12 protein-coding genes are annotated in these 16,480 nt (G+C 62.2%); 6 read left to right on the top strand and 6 right to left on the bottom strand.

What is annotated here, in order from left to right; genetic code table 11:
- Positions 1 to 55: 55 nt before the first annotated feature.
- Positions 56 to 4,504, bottom strand: coding sequence for a non-ribosomal peptide synthetase (locus AGR7B_RS21705; protein ID WP_080857857.1), 4,449 nt, complete (start codon positions 4,502 to 4,504; stop codon positions 56 to 58).
- A gap of 81 nt (positions 4,505 to 4,585) precedes the next feature.
- Here AGR7B_RS21705 and AGR7B_RS25665 point away from each other — a divergent pair, with 81 nt between their 5' ends.
- The 6 genes from AGR7B_RS25665 (at position 4,586) to AGR7B_RS21680 (ending at position 11,955) form a co-directional block, all read left to right on the top strand.
- Positions 4,586 to 5,761, top strand: coding sequence for an isochorismate synthase (locus AGR7B_RS25665; RefSeq protein WP_078053264.1), 1,176 nt, complete (start codon positions 4,586 to 4,588; stop codon positions 5,759 to 5,761).
- Between the two features lie 18 nt (positions 5,762 to 5,779).
- Positions 5,780 to 7,405 (top strand): (2,3-dihydroxybenzoyl)adenylate synthase, encoded by a 1,626-nt coding sequence (locus AGR7B_RS21700; RefSeq protein WP_078053265.1) that lies wholly within the window; start codon positions 5,780 to 5,782, stop codon positions 7,403 to 7,405.
- A 96-nt stretch (positions 7,406 to 7,501) separates the two neighbouring features.
- Positions 7,502 to 8,371, top strand: coding sequence for an isochorismatase (locus AGR7B_RS21695; protein WP_078053266.1), 870 nt, complete (start codon positions 7,502 to 7,504; stop codon positions 8,369 to 8,371).
- Between the two features lie 13 nt (positions 8,372 to 8,384).
- Positions 8,385 to 9,140 (top strand): 2,3-dihydro-2,3-dihydroxybenzoate dehydrogenase, encoded by a 756-nt coding sequence (gene dhbA / locus AGR7B_RS21690; protein WP_078053267.1) that lies wholly within the window; start codon positions 8,385 to 8,387, stop codon positions 9,138 to 9,140.
- Positions 9,141 to 9,203: 63 nt separating this feature from the next.
- A complete protein-coding gene (locus tag AGR7B_RS21685; protein WP_080858205.1) occupies positions 9,204 to 9,914 on the top strand; it encodes a 4'-phosphopantetheinyl transferase family protein in 711 nt (236 codons plus the stop codon).
- Positions 9,915 to 10,041: 127 nt separating this feature from the next.
- The gene (locus AGR7B_RS21680; protein WP_080857856.1) at positions 10,042 to 11,955 is read left to right on the top strand and encodes a PhoX family protein; all 1,914 of its coding nucleotides are present in this window, start codon (positions 10,042 to 10,044) and stop codon (positions 11,953 to 11,955) included.
- A 104-nt stretch (positions 11,956 to 12,059) separates the two neighbouring features.
- Here the strand turns inward: AGR7B_RS21680 and AGR7B_RS21675 are convergent, their stop codons facing one another.
- Genes AGR7B_RS21675 through AGR7B_RS21655 form a run of 5 tightly spaced genes read right to left on the bottom strand, consistent with a single transcriptional unit; the run spans position 12,060 to position 16,478 of the window.
- Positions 12,060 to 12,755: a cytochrome c3 family protein gene (locus AGR7B_RS21675; RefSeq protein ID WP_269313700.1), complete on the bottom strand. Its 696-nt coding sequence runs from the start codon at positions 12,753 to 12,755 to the stop codon at positions 12,060 to 12,062.
- 2 nt (positions 12,756 to 12,757) lie between these two features.
- Complete coding sequence (locus AGR7B_RS21670) at positions 12,758 to 13,249, bottom strand: nitrate reductase cytochrome c-type subunit (RefSeq protein ID WP_065655264.1); 492 nt, start codon at positions 13,247 to 13,249, stop codon at positions 12,758 to 12,760.
- Complete coding sequence (napA, locus tag AGR7B_RS21665) at positions 13,219 to 15,723, bottom strand: periplasmic nitrate reductase subunit alpha (RefSeq protein WP_080857855.1); 2,505 nt, start codon at positions 15,721 to 15,723, stop codon at positions 13,219 to 13,221. Before napA ends, AGR7B_RS21670 begins: the two co-directional genes overlap by 31 nt.
- Positions 15,698 to 15,985, bottom strand: coding sequence for a chaperone NapD (locus tag AGR7B_RS21660; protein WP_080857854.1), 288 nt, complete (start codon positions 15,983 to 15,985; stop codon positions 15,698 to 15,700). The genes napA and AGR7B_RS21660 overlap by 26 nt, the downstream gene beginning before the upstream one ends.
- Positions 15,978 to 16,478: a ferredoxin-type protein NapF gene (locus tag AGR7B_RS21655; protein WP_080857853.1), complete on the bottom strand. Its 501-nt coding sequence runs from the start codon at positions 16,476 to 16,478 to the stop codon at positions 15,978 to 15,980. Before AGR7B_RS21655 ends, AGR7B_RS21660 begins: the two co-directional genes overlap by 8 nt.
- Positions 16,479 to 16,480: the final 2 nt, after the last annotated feature.

The following is a 16,480-nucleotide window of genomic DNA, read 5'->3' as shown; positions in this document are numbered from 1 at the left end:
TTTCCTTGCACAATTTCCGTTATCGGGCGCGAAGTGCCACCCGAAATGATTGGGTTCACGCCGCCCGGGCGGCCAGGAGCGAAGTCACCTGTCTGGCGTTGCGGCACCGCAAAAGCTGCTGCGGTGTGAGCTCCACGCCGAAGGCAGTGCGGATTTCAGCCGAGACGGTTTTCAGATGCGAAGGCAGAAGACCGAGCGCCAGCAGGTCGCTGTTCGCATCCACATTCGCCGGTTTTTTACCCAGCACGCCGAGATAGATATCCAGCACCCGGCGGTCGCCCTGATCGACGGCGGGAGCCGCACGGGCGGAGATTTTTGCCGGTTCCGCAGCACCGGTCAGCAATTCGCGGGCGCGACGGCGATCCGGCTTGCCATTGGCCGAGAGCGGCAGATCGTCGACCTTGAGAAACCGGCCGGGCACATGCGATTCCGGCAGATGCTGGCGGGCAAAATTGCGCAGATCGGCGGTCGACAGATCAAGGCCCGGTGCAACGACGTAAAGCACGCCGATGGCCGCCTCGCCCTTTTGTTCGACGCCGTAATCCACCACCAGAACGCGCTGGATGGAAGGATGGCGGATAAGCTCGTTTTCCACATCCGGCAGAGAAACGCGCACGCCGCGCACCTTGACGTAACCATTGACGCGGCTGGCAAACATGATCTTGCCATCCGGCCGGTAACGGCCCCGGTCTCCCGTGCGGAAGGCGCGCACGGGGTTTCCTTCTGGATCGGCAACCGTCACGAAATCCGTCTGGGTAATCGCGCCATCTTCTAGATAACCGATGGCGACATTCACGCCGGCCGTATGGATGCGGCCAACGACACCGGCCGGGCAATGGCCACCCTGATCGTTGAGGACGAAGTAACGATTGGCGGGCAGCGGTTGGCCATAGGGCACGGCCGCCACATCTTCCGCAACGATCTCGTGCCAGATGCTCCAGATCGTGGTTTCCGTCGGCCCGCCGAGCGATATCAGCCGCAGGCCGGGCTTCAGCCGGCGAAGTTCTTCGATAATCATCGGCTTGATGTAATCGCCGCCCTGCGCCACGAGCCGCAGCGAAGCAAGCTGGTCGCCACGGCGGCAGGAGAGAAGCATTTCGAGAATGGCCGGCACCGAGCACCAGAGGGTGACGCCATGTTCGGCCACCAGCTCGTTCCAGCGCACCGCATCCTTTTCCTCGCCCGGTTCCGGCAACACCAGGGTCGCTCCTGCGACGAGCGCACCGAAAACATCGAAGACGGACATGTCGTGATGAAGTGGCGTGACGGAGATGAACACATCGCTATCCGTCACCGCCCATTCCGCAAGCGTGCTGCCGATGACATTGGCCGTGGCGCGGTTGGAAAGCACGACGCATTTCGGTTTGCCTGTCGTGCCGGAGGTATAGAGATAGTAAGCAGGCTCCTCGCTTTGGGAGAGCGCCGCCACCTCCGCCATGGTAACGGGTGCGCCAGCCGGTGCGGGCGCGGACAGAAGCGCCGCCGGATCGACAGCGTCGAAACCCTGCGGAACGCTGCGGGCGACGATGATCGCCGGGCGGCAATTGGTCAGCAGATAGCGCAGGCGATCTTCCGGCGAGCCGGCATCGACCGGCACCCAGACCGCACCCATCAGCGCTACGGCGAGCGTGATGGCCGTATGTTCCGGGCTGCGCGGCAGGCACACGGCCACGACATCACCGCGGCCGATGCCGCGCGCCTTAAGGCCCGCCATCGCCCCTGCCACCATCTGACCGAGTTCGCCATAGGAGATACGTCGCTTGCCGCTGACGAGCGCCGTGCGCGACGGGTCGCCCTCGAAAAGATGGCCGGCGATCCGTTCCAGAAATGGCGGGCAGGCGAAGTTTCTCTCGTCGCCGTTCAGCCGGTAGTGGGACAGGTCGACAATATCGCGTGCGTTGAAGGAGAAAGCGCCGTTATTGGCGATCCAGGCAATCGCACGCTCGATGGCGGCGAGAATATCCGCCACCATCGCCGCATCGATCGCCTGCTCGGCATAATCGATATCGAGCACGAGATCGCCCTGCGGATTCTGCGAAAAGCGGAAATCCAGCGCCACCTGTGGCGTCTGGGTAAGTCCGCCGGTCCATTGCATCGTCGATTCGGATGAAAGCGTCGGCCAGGTCAGACCGTTGGTGATCACCACCGGCAAGGCGAGCCCGCCCGGATTGGCATTGAGAAGTACACGATTGAGATCGATACCCGAAAAGGCGAGATGGTTCAGCCCTTCCAGCACATCCGTCTGGAGGCCTGCCGCCCGCTCCGCAAAGCTATTCCTGGCCGCATCCCATTGGACGGCGATGAAGCTGGAGCGGTTGGCGAAGGCGCCTTCCACCTGGGGCGCGACGGGAATGCCGACGACGAGCGCGCCTTCGTTGAGCCAGAGCGAGAGCACATCGAGGATAACGGCCGTCAGCGCCGAATTTTTGAACAGCCGCTCTTTCGCACCGATGCGTGAAAAGGCGGTGAAACGCTGTTTTTCGACAGTCAGGCTCTGGCGGCTGTAACGCGAGGTGGGAATGGTTTCGAGCGGTGCTTTCCACGGCAGTTGCGAGGGCACCTCGGCATCTTTCAACTTTTCAGCCCAATAGGCGGCATCCCCGGAACGGGCCGCCGAAATATCCTCCTTCGGCGTTTCGGCCGTTGCGGCGGCTTCCGGCGGCACGACGCCATCGAAGAGTTCCGCCGCGAGGCTGGCAATGGCCCGCCCATCAAGTATAAGCGCGTCGAAACGCAGGAAGACCACGACCTTATGCCCCGTCAGCCCGGCATCGGGCATAAGAAACACAGTGACCTGCCATGGCGAGGCTGCGAGATCGAAATGTGCATGGGAAAAATCCCGTCGCACCGTGTCGATCCTTGCCTCGGCTTGCGAAAGAGACAGGGCCGAAAGATCGACGAGATCGAGATTGATCTTCGGCTCTTCGGAGACCATCTGCACCAGCCGTCGCTCATCGATGCGGGTGCGCAGGCTTTCATGTCTCGCGACCATCGCGGCAAGCCGCGACCGCAGCAGTTCCGGGTCGATATCGCCGCGATATTCGCGGAACTCCTGCATCGCCACGCCGCTCAGCGGCAGATGGGTGCCACGCCCGAGCAGATAGGCCTGTTGCAGGGGTGAGAGGGGACGTTCCATGGGTTTTCCTTTTGCCTCGGCTGCCGTTTCCGACCGCTGCGCGACCAATCGCTCCACGCTTTCGCAAGCGAGATCGGGGCTTTCCGCAATCCGGCGGAGAAGAGTGACGTAGGTTTCGAACAGGGCGCGCAGCCAGCGTTCCGGCAGCGCATCGAGCCGCACATCCCAGTTGATCAGCAACCCGCCATCCAACGCCGCCACCTGCGCATCCAGCGCCACCCCCGGCCCCTGCGAGACGGTGTGGACCATCGGACCGAACACCCGCCCGACCCGTTCCGAAAACAGCTCCCCGCCCGGAAGATCGACCCCGGCGGTGAAAACCACCGGCGAGGTCTGCAAACCACCGCGCTGGCGGGAGAGATCGCGCATCACGCTGACGCCCGGATAGGACTGGTGTGCGAGAAGCCCGTTCATCTCATCGAACAGCCGACCAAGCAGCGCCTCGAGCGTTTCTTCAGGCCTGATATCGACGCCGAGCACGAGCACGTTGGAAAATTCGCCGACGATTTCATCGACCCCTCGCACCAGCGGCGCGCGCCAGAAACCCGGCACGGAAAGCCGGAATTTTTCCGCCCCCGCCGCCTGAGACAGCGCCAGTGCGAAAACACCGAGCAGAAGGGTCGATGTCGTCACGGAAAAACGCCGCGCCGTCTGCTCCAGACTGCCGCGCTCCGCCGCTGAAAGCAGCGTGGCGAGCCGGTCCGTGTGAACGGCGCGCAAGGGGTCATCGGACAGAAACGGCAGCGGCGGAGCGTCCGGAACATCGGCAAGCCGTTGCCGCCACCACAGGCGGTCCCTTTCGCGCAGGCCCCGCAAGTCCGGATCAGACATGAGACGTTCCGCCCAGTCGAAAAACGACGGGGTCACTGCTTCGAAAGTCCGGGTTTCGTCTGCGCCTGACGCCGTCTCGTAAAAGCGGGCAAGGTTTTCCATCACGATCCGCACGCTGGCCGGATCGACGGCCAGCATGTCTGTGTCCACATGCAGACGGCAACGTCCCTCCGGCAAGAGGCTCAGCGAGATCGCCGCCGGTGCGGCAAAGCGAAGATCGGCCCGGCGATGGCTCCATTCCTCACGCTTCGCCTCAAGACGGCGTGCAAGCGCCTCCGAGTCAAGCGCGGCCATGTCCTCCACATCGAGGCGGAGCGGCCGGCCGGCGGGATCGACGGACTGAAGCCCTTCAGCATCGAGCCTGAGGCTCAGCATGGGGTGACGCTGGCAGAGCCTTTCGACGGCAACGGCCAGTTTTTTCGCATCCACCGCCTGCCCGTCGAATTCGAGGTAAAGATGCGGCGTAACTTTCCCGAGTATTCCATCCGCCTCGCGGCCGACCCAATAGGCCACCTGCATCGGGGTTAAATTTAGCATGTGAGTTTGTACCGGTTGACAAAACATGATTAGCATACTCAAGTATAAGCCATCGTCAACCACTCGCACAGGAGGCATCCCATGAAAACGGGAGCACTCAGGACGAATGACGTCGAATCCGACGAAATTACTGAATTTAATAGAGAATTTCTGTTTACGTCCGGCAACGGGCAATTGCGCGCCAAGGGCATTCGCGAAAAGATAGCGATTCCTGCCCGCGGCGGCGAAGACATTGCCAGCCCGCTGCAGCAGGCACTGGCCGGCGCGTTCGAGCGTGCGCAGCGGGAGGGACAGGAGAACCCAATCGCCATCGGCGCGATCCCCTTCGATGTCAGCGAACCCTCATGCCTATATATCCCATACAACTATGAATGGAATTCCAAGGATGCGGAGCCGATCGTCGCCGATTCGGCCATGCCTGCACTTGTCGGCCAGAACAGCCTGCCGGACGAGAGCGGTTTCAAGCATGCCGTCGAACATGCCATCGTCAATTTCCGCCATTCCGAAGTCCGCAAGGCGGTGCTTTCCGTCATGCGTGAACTGACTTTCGCCTCCGAGGTCAATGTCGAAAGATTGCTGGCGAGTCTGGCCAAACAGAACCGCGAAGGTTACCAGTTCCGCATTCCGCTGCCCGATGGCGGCGACCTGATCGGCGTCAGCCCGGAACTTCTTATTCGCAAGCAGGGCGAGAAAATCACCTCGAACCCGCTGGCGGGATCGGCAAAACGCATGGTCGATCCGGCGGCGGACAAGGCCAATGCGCATCGGCTCTCGGCCTCGGAAAAGGATCATTACGAGCATAGCCTCGTCATCGAGGATATCCGCTCGCTGCTTTCGCCGGTCTGCGCGGAACTCGATGTTCCCGAAAAACCCTCCCTCATCAATACGGCGGCGCTCTGGCATCTTTCGACCCGCATCGAAGGCCGTCTCGCCGATCCGGAAACCAATGCGCTGCAGCTTGCCTGCCTGCTGCACCCGACGCCAGCCGTCTGCGGCTTCCCCACCGAGCGCGCCCATCGCCTCATCCGCTTCGTCGAGCCTTTCGAGCGCGGCCTCTTCACCGGCATGGTCGGCTGGACGGATTCGCAAGGGAATGGCGAATGGGTGGTGACGATCCGTTGCGGCACCGTGCAGCGGGAAACCGTGCGGCTCTTCGCCGGCGCGGGCATCGTGGAGGCCTCGGAGCCCGAATCCGAATGGGCCGAGGTGCAGACCAAGCTCAAGACCATGCTGAACGCCTGCGGTCTTGCGGCCTAATTTTTCCAGGGACAAACCATGACAATCGAATTCCAACGCTGGCCCGAGGATTTCGTTCGCCGATACCGCGAACGCGGCTACTGGATCGACCGGCCGCTGAGCGGCATTCTCGCCGAACAGGTGGAGCGCCGGCCGGACGCCACAGCGCTGATCTGCGGCGACCGTCGTTTCAGCTACGCCGACCTCGACCGGCAATCCTCCAATCTGGCCGGACATCTCTCCGCCGCAGGCATCGGCAGGGGTGATACGGCGCTGGTGCAATTGCCGAACATAGCCGAGTTCTATCTCGTCTTTTTCGCGCTCATCAAAATCGGCGCCGCCCCCGTCAATGCGCTTTTCAGCCATCGCCGACTGGAAATGACCTCCTATGCGGAGCAGATCGCGCCGAAGCTGGTGATCGCCTCACGCAGCCACGAGCTTTTCGCCGATGACACATTTGTGGAGGCGCTGAAGGCGGTCTCTCCAAAGCTTGCCGTGACCCTGCTGCTCGGCGAAACCGATCCGCAGCGCAGCCTGGAGCAGAAGCTGGCCGCCCCGGCCGAAAATCCACCGGCTTACGCCCCTTCCGCCGCCGATGAGGTGGCATTGTTCCAGCTTTCCGGCGGCAGCACCGGAACGCCGAAACTGATCCCCCGGACGCATAACGACTACGACTACAGCGCCCGGGCCAGCGCGGAGATTTGCGAACTGTCGCCGCAGACCCGCTTCCTCTGCGCCATTCCGGTGGCGCATAATTACCCGATGAGCTCACCCGGCGCGCTTGGGGTGTTCCACGCCGGCGGTGCCGTGGTCATGGCCGCCAATCCGGAGCCGCTTGCCTGCTTCGATCTGATCGAAAAACATCGCGTTGACATTGTGCCGCTGGTGCCGCCGGCGGTGGCGCTGTGGCTGCAGGCGGCTCCCGCCCATCGCGAACGGCTGAAATCCCTCAAGCTCCTGCAAGTTGGGGGCGCAAGCTTCGCCGAAGCGCTCGCCCGCCAGGTGCCGGAGGTGCTGGGCTGCGATCTGCAGCAGGTGTTCGGCATGGCGGAAGGTCTGGTGAACTACACCCGCTTCGGTGACCCCGACCATATCGTCTTCACCACGCAAGGCAGGCCGATCAGCCCGGACGACGAAATCCGCATCGTTGACGAGGACGGCAACGACGTGCCCGAGGGCGAAGCCGGCATGCTGGCGACCCGTGGTCCCTACACGTTCCGGGGCTATTACCGCGCCCCCGAACACAGCGCCCGGGTCTTCGATAAGGACGGCTTCTATTATTCCGGCGACGTCGTGCAGCGCACGCCCGAAGGTTATCTGCGGGTCGTTGGCCGGGTGAAGGACCAGATCAATCGCGGCGGCGAAAAGGTCGCCTCGGAAGAGGTGGAAAACCTGATCCTGCGGCATCCGGATGTGACGCACGCGGCGTTGGTGGCGATGCAGGACGAACTTCTCGGCGAAAAAAGCTGCGTCTTCGTCGTGTCGCGCAATCCCGCGCTTAGGGCGCCGGCCATCCGCCAGCATCTCGCCGGTCTCGGCGTCGCGGATTACAAGCTGCCGGACCGCGTGCGCTTCATCGAGGCCATGCCGCTCACCGCCGTCGGCAAGATCGACAAGAAGCGCCTGCGCGACCTGCTGATGGCCCCCGTCGCCATCAGCGCCTGACAGGCAGCGCCAACCGAAAGGGACGCTCAAAAGGGCGTCCCCAATTCCAAAGATTACGCGCCGCCCGAGCCGGCGCAGCAAAAAACCGAGGTCATCATGACGATCCCCACCATTTCCGACTATCCGATGCCGGTCGCCGCGAGCTTTCCGGCCAACAAGACAAAATGGCAGCCCGATGCGAAACGCGCCGTGCTTCTCATCCACGACATGCAGCGTTATTTCCTGCGGTTCTACGAGGCGGACGGCAAGTTGATCACGGCCCTCATCGACAATCTCGCCAAGGTGAAGGCATGGGCCGTTCAGAACGGCGTGCCGGTCATCTATACCGCCCAGCCGCATAACCAGCCGCCCGGCGACCGCGCGCTGCTGAACGACATGTGGGGACCGGGTCTTACTGTCGTCGATCCCGAATTGCAGAAGGTGGTCGACAAGCTCGCGCCGACGCCCGACGACGTGGTTTTGACCAAATGGCGCTACAGCGCCTTCCAGCGTTCCGATCTTGCTGAGCGCATGAAAGGCTGGGGCCGCGACCAGATCATCGTCGGCGGCGTTTACGCCCATATCGGCTGCATGATGACGGCGGTTGAAGCCTTCATGAAGGATATTCAGCCCTTCATGATCGGTGACGGTGTCGCCGATTTTTCCGAGGCCGAACACCGCATGGCGCTGCAATATGTGGCGACGCGCTGCGGCGTGGTGATCGACACCGCAAGCCTTGTCGGCGCAGGCGAGGCCACCGGCACCCGCGAATGGCTGAAAGCCCGCGTCCTGCAGATGGTGGAGGATGAAAGCGATATCGACCCCGATGAAAACCTGATCTTCTACGGGCTGGATTCGCTGCAGGTGATGAAGCTCGCCGGCGAATTGAAGGAGCGCGGTGTCACCGTCGGCTTCGATGAGCTGGCCCGTGTGCCGACACTTTCCGCCTGGTGGACGCTGATCGAAGAAAAGCGGCTCGCAGCCTGAGCGGACGGACAAGATGACGCAACAGAGATTTACCGGACGGCGCGTGCTGGTGACGGGCACGGCCCAGGGCATCGGCCGCCGCATCGCCGAACGTTTCATCGAGGAAGGGGCCGAGGTCATCGGCCTCGACCTTCTGGCTGACACGGCGGAGGCCCCCTTCCGCCAGATCGCGCTCGACATCACTGACGCGGCGGCGGTGGAGACGGCCTGCAAGGCGATAGAGAGCGAATGGGGCGGGCTCGATATTCTGGTCAATGCCGCCGGAATTTTACGGCTCGGCGACAGCGAAAGCCTGACGCCAGAGGACTGGAAGGCCTGCATGGATGTCAATGCCGCCGGGCCGTTCTATATGCTGCGGCAATGGAGCGGCACCTTCAAGCGGCAGGGGCGCGGCGCCATCGTCAATGTCGGCTCCAATGCCGCCGTCGTGCCGCGCATCGGCATGATGGCCTATTGCGCTTCCAAGGCGGCGCTGGTCAGCCTCAGCCATTGCGCCGCCCTTGAGCTTGCGCCTTATGGCGTGCGCTGCAATGTCGTTTCCCCCGGCTCCACCGATACGCCGATGCTTGCCGGCATGTTGAGCGATCCTTCCGGCAAGGACCGGCTGGTCGCCGGCCTGCCCGATCAGTTCAAGCTCGGCATTCCGCTCGGCAAGATCGCGAGGCCGGACGATATCGCCGATACGGTGCTGTTCCTCGCCTCCGATCAGGCAGGCCACGTGACGATGCAGCAGATCGTCGTCGATGGCGGCGCAACGCTTGCGGCCTGAACAGACGCGGGATGGCGAAAAGCGTGAGCGCATGATCTAGGCCGCTGGATGAAGGTGACGGACATGGCCATTGCAACGGCGTTTCATCGCAAAGCCGTCTCCGGCGATCCACCGGAGGCCATCTGGCCTTGGCCGGACGACAGCTGCGATTGCCATTGCCTCACCCTTCATTACAGCGCCGATGAGGGTTGCGGCGGCGAGGTCCCTCCCTTGCCGCCGCAGCTTTTACACGCCCTGCCCAAACGCAAGGCGGAGTTCATCGCCGGGCGCAGATGCGCGGCCGAAGCCATCCGCCGTCTCACCGGCCGCTCCAGCTTTCCCGGTATGGGTGAGGACCGCGCGCCGATCTGGCCCGAAGGCGTGATCGGCGCGATTTCCCACAGCCATGAGCGGGCGATTGCCATTGCCGGCTCTTCGGGGCGGTTCCGCGGCATCGGCATCGATATCGAAAGGCTCCTGACTGAAGAGGAAGCCTGCGATATCGCCGCGCAGGCCCTGACGGCGCATGAACGCCACAACCTCGGCAACGTCATAGACCCCTTCATGACCGGCCTGATTTTTTCGGCCAAGGAAAGCCTGTTCAAGGCGCTTTATCCGACAGTGAAACGGTTTTTCTTTTTCGAGGCGGCGGAATTATCCGGCTTCGACGACAACGGCTCGGCCTCGCTGCGGCTGACCGCCGACATAGGCGAATGGCGCAGGGGAACGGAGATTCCCTTCCGTTTCTGCCGCTTCGACGGCTTTCTTGTCACCCGCATCCTGATCGGGCGCTGACGAAAAACGCCGCCCCGGCGCAGGGAAAATGACCGCCGATACTGCCCTTTCCGTCATCCGAATGAAATATTCGGACGGTAGGCACCTTGCTGGAATGATTCCAAACAAGCAACGGTGGAGACAGACTATGACCGACATCGATACGAGCAAATTGTCCTGGGACGAGTGGGACGAACTGCAGAACCCGCCGCCGGCCGAAACCGATTTCGACCGCGTTGTCGAAACCGCGATTTCCCGCCGCGGCTTTCTCGGCGGCGTGCTTGCCTTCGGTTCGGCCGCGGCCGCCATGGGCACGCTCGGCAACCTGATGAGCAGCACCTCGGCCGAAGCGCAGGAAGCCGCCGTCGGCCGTTTCCCCTTCAAGCCGGTTGCCGCCGCCACCGACAACACCATCCATGTCCCGGAAGGTTATAACTGGAAGCCGCTGGCGAAATGGGGCCAGCCGCTGTTCTCCAACGTTCCCGATCTCGACCCCGCCAAGGGCGTCAGCGTTGAAAACTCCGACAAGGTCTTCGGCGAAAACACCGACGGCATGGAACTCTTCGTGGTCGGCAGCCACCAGCTGATCGCCGTCAACCATGAATATGTGAACCCCGAAATCAACCTGCCGCACACTGACAAGGGCAATCCGAAGACGGCCGACGACGTGAAGATCCTGCAGAACATGCAGGGCGTCACCGTCATGGAAGTCGCGGAAGACAAGGATGGCTGGAAGATCGTTCTCGACAGCCCCTTCAACCGCCGTATCCACCACAATACGCCGATGAAGCTTTCCGGCCCGGCCGCAGGCTCCGATCTCGTCAAGACCGCCGCCGACCCGAAGGGTGTCGACTGTCTCGGGACCTTCAACAATTGCGGCGCCGGCCGCACGCCGTGGGGCACCTATCTCACCTGCGAAGAAAACTTCAACGGCTATTTCGGCACCACCGACGCCGCCTTCAAGTTGCCTGACGACTACAAGCGTTACGGCATCGTCGCCGAGACGCGCTACGCCTATGAGAAATTCGACGAGCGTTTCGACGTCGCCAAGAACCCCAACGAACCGCGCCGCGCCGGTTACGTGGTCGAGATCGATCCTTCGGACGCCTCCTCCACCCCGATCAAGCGCACCGCGCTTGGCCGCATCAAGCACGAAAACGCCGCCGTGGTCATCGCCCGCGATGGCCGTGTCGTCGTTTACATGGGTGACGACGAGCGTGGCGAATTCCTCTACAAATTCGTCTCCAACGGCATCTACGTGCCGGGCGGCGACACCTCGAAGCTGCTCGACGAAGGCACGCTCTACGTCGCGAAGTTTTCCGACGACGGCGCCGGCGAATGGCTCGCCCTGACGCCTGAAACCACCGGCATGAAGATCGACGAAATCTGCGTCTTCACCCGTCAGGCCGCTTCCAAGGTGGGCGCAACGACGATGGACCGACCGGAATGGGTCGCCATCAACCCGGTCGCCATCGAAGCCTATTGCGCGCTGACTAACAACAGCCGCCGTGGCGAAATGAAGGACGGCAAGCTGCGCGCCAATGCCGGCGGCGACGCCATGACGATCAATGCCGCCAACCCGCGCGAAAAGAACGAATACGGTCAGATCGTGCGCTGGTATCCGGAAAATGACGACCATGCGGACGGCAAGTTCAAGTGGGACCTGTTCTGCATGGCCGGCAACCCCACCGTCCACAAGGACGCCTATGCGGGTTCTTCGAACATCAACGAAGGCAACATGTTCAATTCGCCTGACGGCATGATGTTCGATAGCACCGGTCTGCTGTGGATCCAGACCGATGGCGAGGACACCAATGAAGGTAACTTCGCCGGCCAGGGCAACAACCAGATGCTGGCGGGCGACCCGGCCACCGGCCGTATCCAGCGCTTCCTCACCGCCCCGAAGGGTTCCGAAGTCACCGGCCAGACATGGTCCGGCGACAAGCGCACCCACTTCGTCGGCATCCAGCACCCCGACGCCCCCTTCCCGGATGGCGAAGGCAAGCTGCCGCGCTCGACCGTCATCGCCATCAAGCGCGATGACAATGTGAAGATCGGCTAAGCCACAGACATATTGGCAACCGGATCGTCGCGACAGCCGCGATCCGGTTCTACTGACGAAAACGCCGTGCGCCCGAAGGGATGCACGGCTTCTTTTTCAGGCGATCAGAAAACGTTCCGATGCACATCCGTCATCGCACGTCTAAGGTCGTCGACGGCAGAGGCCGTCGGCCCCGGCTGGTCGTTGAGCGCCGGCGGCATTTTCCAGCCGGGGTCTATGCCTTCCATATTGGGCAATTCATGAGCGATGCCTTTATGGCAATCGATGCAGGTGGCCTTGCCCGTCAGCAGATATTTGGAATGAATATCGGCGGCGCGCTGTGTCTGTTTGGTAAAGTCCATGGCGGCGGAGGAATGGCAGTTGCGGCATTCCAGACTGTCATTGGCCTTCAGGCGGGACCATTCGTGCTGGGCAAGCTCCAGCCGCTTGTCGAGGAACTTCTTGCGCGTATCGATGGTGCCGAAAATCTTGCCCCAGACCTCCTTCGAGGCCTGCATCTTGCGGGCGATCTTGTCCGTCCACTCATGCGGCACATGGCAATCCGGACAGGAGGCGCGCACGCCGGAACGGTTGGAGAAATGCACCGTCCGGGTCAATTCCTCATAAACATTGGCGCGCATCTCGTGGCAGGAAATGCAGAAGGCTTCCTTGTTGGTCATTTCGAGCGCGGTGTTGAACGCGCCCCAGAACATGACCCCGCCGACGAAACCGCCAAGGGTGAGAAAGGCGAGGCTGAGCGTGCCGGCCGGTGTCGTCAGAACCGCCCAGAGCCACGCGAGAAGTTTTTTCACACGGGCGATCATCATTCGCTACCCGCCGGTTTGACGCCCATTTCGCTCATGTCCTGAAAGGTGTTGGGCACGAGCGGCCGTGTGTCGGCCTGCGGCACATGGCAGGCCGTGCAGAAATAACGGCGCGGCGAAACATCCGCCAGCATCTGGCCTTCGCGCGTCATGTAATGGGTGACGCTGATCATCGGCGCGCCGGAATCCTGCGTGAATTCGCGCTTGTGACAGGAGAGACAGCGGTTGGCATTGACCGAAAGCTGGTAACCGTCGATCGAATGCGGGATGACCGGCGGCTGCTCCGGATAGGCGCGCATGCGCCTGAAATCGTCGATCACCCATTTCGGCAGGGGTTTCGCAGGTTCGGTCTGCATGGCATCGCCGCGCGGGCCAGACAATTCCGGCACCATCTGCGCAACGGCCCCCGTCGCCACCGTCGCAACGACGAAAGCGGCGATCATCCATCCGTGTTTCCTGATCATGCGACCGGCTCTATCTTGACTGCGCATTTCTTGAAATCCGTCTGCTTGGAGATGGGATCGGTTGCGTCGAGCGTCACCTTGTTGATGAGCTGGCTGGCATCGAACCAGGGAACGAAGATGACACCGGGCGGCATGCGGTTGCGGCCGCGCGTTTCCACGCGGGAGCGTATTTCGCCACGGCGAGAAACGATGCGGATTTCCGCGCCCTGATTGAGCCCGCGCTTGCGCGCATCGTCGGCATTCATGAAACAGCGGGCGCCGGGGAAGGCCTTGTAGAGTTCCGGCACGCGCATGGTCATGGAGCCGGAATGCCAGTGCTCCAGCACGCGGCCCGTCACCAGCCAGGTATCGAATTCCGCATCCGGGGATTCCGCCGGCGGCTCGTAGGGCACGGCGATGATGACCGCCTTGCCGTCCTTGTTGCCGTAGAATTTCACGCCCTCGCCCGGTTTGACATAGGGGTCATAACCTTCGCGGTAACGCCACAGCGTTTCCTTGCCATCCACCACAGGCCAGCGCATACCGCGCACCTCGTGATAGGCATCGTAAGGCGCCAGATCGTGGCCGTGGCCGCGCCCGAAGGTGGCATATTCCTCGAAGAGACCCTTTTGCAGATAGAAGCCGAAGTGTTTTGCTTCCTGGTTTTCGTATTCGCCGTTGATCTCGCTTAACGGGAACTTGCCGACATCGCTGTCCTTGAAGAGCACCTCGTACAGCGTCTTGCCGCGATAGGCGGGATTGGCGTCCAGTATCTCCGCCGGCCACACCTCATCCGTGGTGAAGCGTTTGGAAAATTCCACCAGCTGCCAGAGGTCGGAGCGCGCCTCGCCCGAGGCCTCGACAAGCTGGTGCCAGACATGGGTGCGCCGCTCGGCATTGCCATAGGCCCCCTCCTTCTCCACCCACATGGCGGCGGGCAGGATGAGGTCGGCGCTCATGGCCGTGACGGTCGGATAGGCATCCGAAACAACGATGAAGTTTTCCGGGTTGCGATAGCCCTGATAGGTCTCGTTCTTGGTGTTGGGACCGGCTTGGACGTTGTTGTTGACCTGCACCCAGTAGAAATTCAGCTTGCCGTCATGCAGCATGCGGTCCTGCTGCACGGCGTGGTAACCCGGCTTTTCCGGGATGATGCCGTGCGGGATGCGCCAGATTTCCTCGGCATGTTTGCGGTGTTCCGGGTTGGTCACCGTCATGTCGGCCGGCAGGCGATGGGCGAAGGTGCCCACCTCGCGCGCCGTGCCGCAGGCCGAGGGCTGGCCGGTGAGCGAGAACGGGCTGTTGCCAGGCTCGGAAATCTTGCCGGTCAAAAGATGGATGTTGTAGACCATCTGGTTGGCCCAGACGCCGCGCACATGCTGGTTGAAACCCATGGTCCACAGCGACATGACCTTGCGGTTCGGGTCCGCATAAAGCTCGGCCAGCTCCTCCAGGAAACCGGCTTCCACGCCGGTCATGGCGGCGGTCTTTTCCAGCGTGTATTCGGAGACGAATTCCTTGAAGGTCTCGAAATCGATCGCTTCGGTCTTGGTCGGATCGGCGGAATTGGCGGCATTCACCTCTGCCGGATTGTCGGGCCGCAGGCCATAACCGATATCGGTGACGCCGCGCACGAATTTCGTGTGGTTCTTCACGAAGTCTTCGTTGACGCGCCCGGTCTTGATGATGTGGTTGGCAATGTAATTGAGGATGACGAGATCCATGCCCGGCTTGAAGACCATCGGAATATCGGCAAGGTCCATGCTGCGATGGGTGAAGGTCGAAAGCACAGCCACCTTCACATGGTCGAAGCCCAGACGCCGGTCGGCAATGCGGGTCCACAGAATGGGATGCATCTCCGCCATGTTCGAGCCCCAGAGCACGAAGGCATCGGCATGTTCGAAATCATCGTAACAGCCCATCGGCTCGTCCATGCCGAAGGTGCGCATGAAGGCGTAAGCGGCCGACGCCATGCAGTGGCGTGCATTGGGATCGAGATTGTTGGAGCGGAAGCCGGCGCGCATCAGCTTGGTGGCCGCATAGCCCTCGAAGATCGTCCATTGGCCGGAGCCGAACATGCCCACGGCCGTCGGCCCCTTCTCTTTCAGCACGCGCTTGCACTGCTGCGCCATCACGTCGAAAGCCTCATCCCAGCTCACCGGCTCGAACTCGCCGTCCTTGGCGTAGACGCCGCCTTTTTTGCGCAGAAGCGGGGTTTGCAGGCGGTCCTTGCCATACATGATCTTGGACAGGAAATAGCCCTTGATGCAGTTGAGACCGCGATTGACCTCCGCCTGCATGTCGCCATGGGTGGCGACGACCTTGCCTTCCTTGACGCCGACCATGACGCCGCAGCCCGTGCCGCAGAAACGACAGGGCGCCTTGGACCACTTGATCTGCAATGCGGAAACCCCGCCCGGCACCGGCTGGGCGGCGGCCGGCAGCGCAATGCCCGCCGTTGCCGCCGCAATGCCGGCGGCATGGGCCTTCAATAGATCACGCCGCGTCAGTTCGCTGCTCATCGCCGCTTGTCTCCTCTGTGTCGACGTGTTCGAAAACCATGTTGGCGGCAATCACACCGTCGAGTGTCGAAATATAAGTGAGCGTATCGCCCAGCATGCCGGTGCTCGTGCCGTCTATGACGATGACGACCTTGCCGTTGCCCTCGCCATGAACCTCGACATTGTCGAGTGCTGAAAGCGTTGCCAGTACGGCGTCCCGCATCTGCGGCATCACCGCCACCACGGCGCTTGAAACATGATACCGGCCTGTATTTTCAGGCATATTGCATCTCCGTGGCTCTCTCTTTGATCTCGATCACACTGGCGGGGCAGACGGACACGCAGGCCCCGCAACCGGTGCAGGCATTTTCCAGCAGTTCCGGAACGAAGGGGCCGCCGCGCCGGGGCCGAAACCGGATGGCCTCAGTCGGGCAGGCATCGCGGCAGGCCTGACAATCGATATTGCCGAAGGCAAGACACCCCTCACCGATCGCCATGACATGATCGAAGCGCTGCGCCGCGGGGGCGGCAAAGACCGGTTCGGGACAGGCCTCCGCGCATTTGCCGCAGAAGGTGCATTCCCCGGCGGAGAAATCCACGCAAGGCAAACCGTCCGCCATGGCAATGATGCCGGTGGGACAGGCCTCCACGCATTTTGCACAACCGCTGCACGCGGCGAGGTCGCTCAACGCGACCCCGGGGGGACAGATGCGTGGTCTATTTTTTTGCCCGCCGCGCAGGAAATCGCGCCGGCTGAGAGAGACTTCCATCATCATCT

This window comes from Agrobacterium deltaense RV3 (assembly GCF_900013505.1).
In the GTDB taxonomy this organism is placed as follows: Bacteria; Pseudomonadota; Alphaproteobacteria; order Rhizobiales; family Rhizobiaceae; genus Agrobacterium; species Agrobacterium leguminum.
Note: the sequence above shows the minus strand (reverse complement) of the source record. Positions and strands in the feature narration are given on the sequence as shown.

What these genes read in the sequence shown, in the direction of transcription:
- AGR7B_RS21705 (WP_080857857.1), bottom strand. Translation starts at nt 4,504, where the DNA reads ATGCTAAATTTAACCCCGATGCAGGTGGCCTATTGGGTCGGCCGCGAG.
- napA (WP_080857855.1), bottom strand. Translation starts at nt 15,723, where the DNA reads ATGAGCAGCGAACTGACGCGGCGTGATCTATTGAAGGCCCATGCCGCC.
- dhbA (WP_078053267.1), top strand. Translation starts at nt 8,385, where the DNA reads ATGACGCAACAGAGATTTACCGGACGGCGCGTGCTGGTGACGGGCACG.
- AGR7B_RS21655 (WP_080857853.1), bottom strand. Translation starts at nt 16,478, where the DNA reads ATGATGATGGAAGTCTCTCTCAGCCGGCGCGATTTCCTGCGCGGCGGG.
- AGR7B_RS21685 (WP_080858205.1), top strand. Translation starts at nt 9,204, where the DNA reads ATGGCCATTGCAACGGCGTTTCATCGCAAAGCCGTCTCCGGCGATCCA.
- AGR7B_RS21670 (WP_065655264.1), bottom strand. Translation starts at nt 13,249, where the DNA reads ATGCGCAGTCAAGATAGAGCCGGTCGCATGATCAGGAAACACGGATGG.
- AGR7B_RS21660 (WP_080857854.1), bottom strand. Translation starts at nt 15,985, where the DNA reads ATGCCTGAAAATACAGGCCGGTATCATGTTTCAAGCGCCGTGGTGGCG.
- AGR7B_RS21700 (WP_078053265.1), top strand. Translation starts at nt 5,780, where the DNA reads ATGACAATCGAATTCCAACGCTGGCCCGAGGATTTCGTTCGCCGATAC.
- AGR7B_RS25665 (WP_078053264.1), top strand. Translation starts at nt 4,586, where the DNA reads ATGAAAACGGGAGCACTCAGGACGAATGACGTCGAATCCGACGAAATT.
- AGR7B_RS21680 (WP_080857856.1), top strand. Translation starts at nt 10,042, where the DNA reads ATGACCGACATCGATACGAGCAAATTGTCCTGGGACGAGTGGGACGAA.
- AGR7B_RS21695 (WP_078053266.1), top strand. Translation starts at nt 7,502, where the DNA reads ATGACGATCCCCACCATTTCCGACTATCCGATGCCGGTCGCCGCGAGC.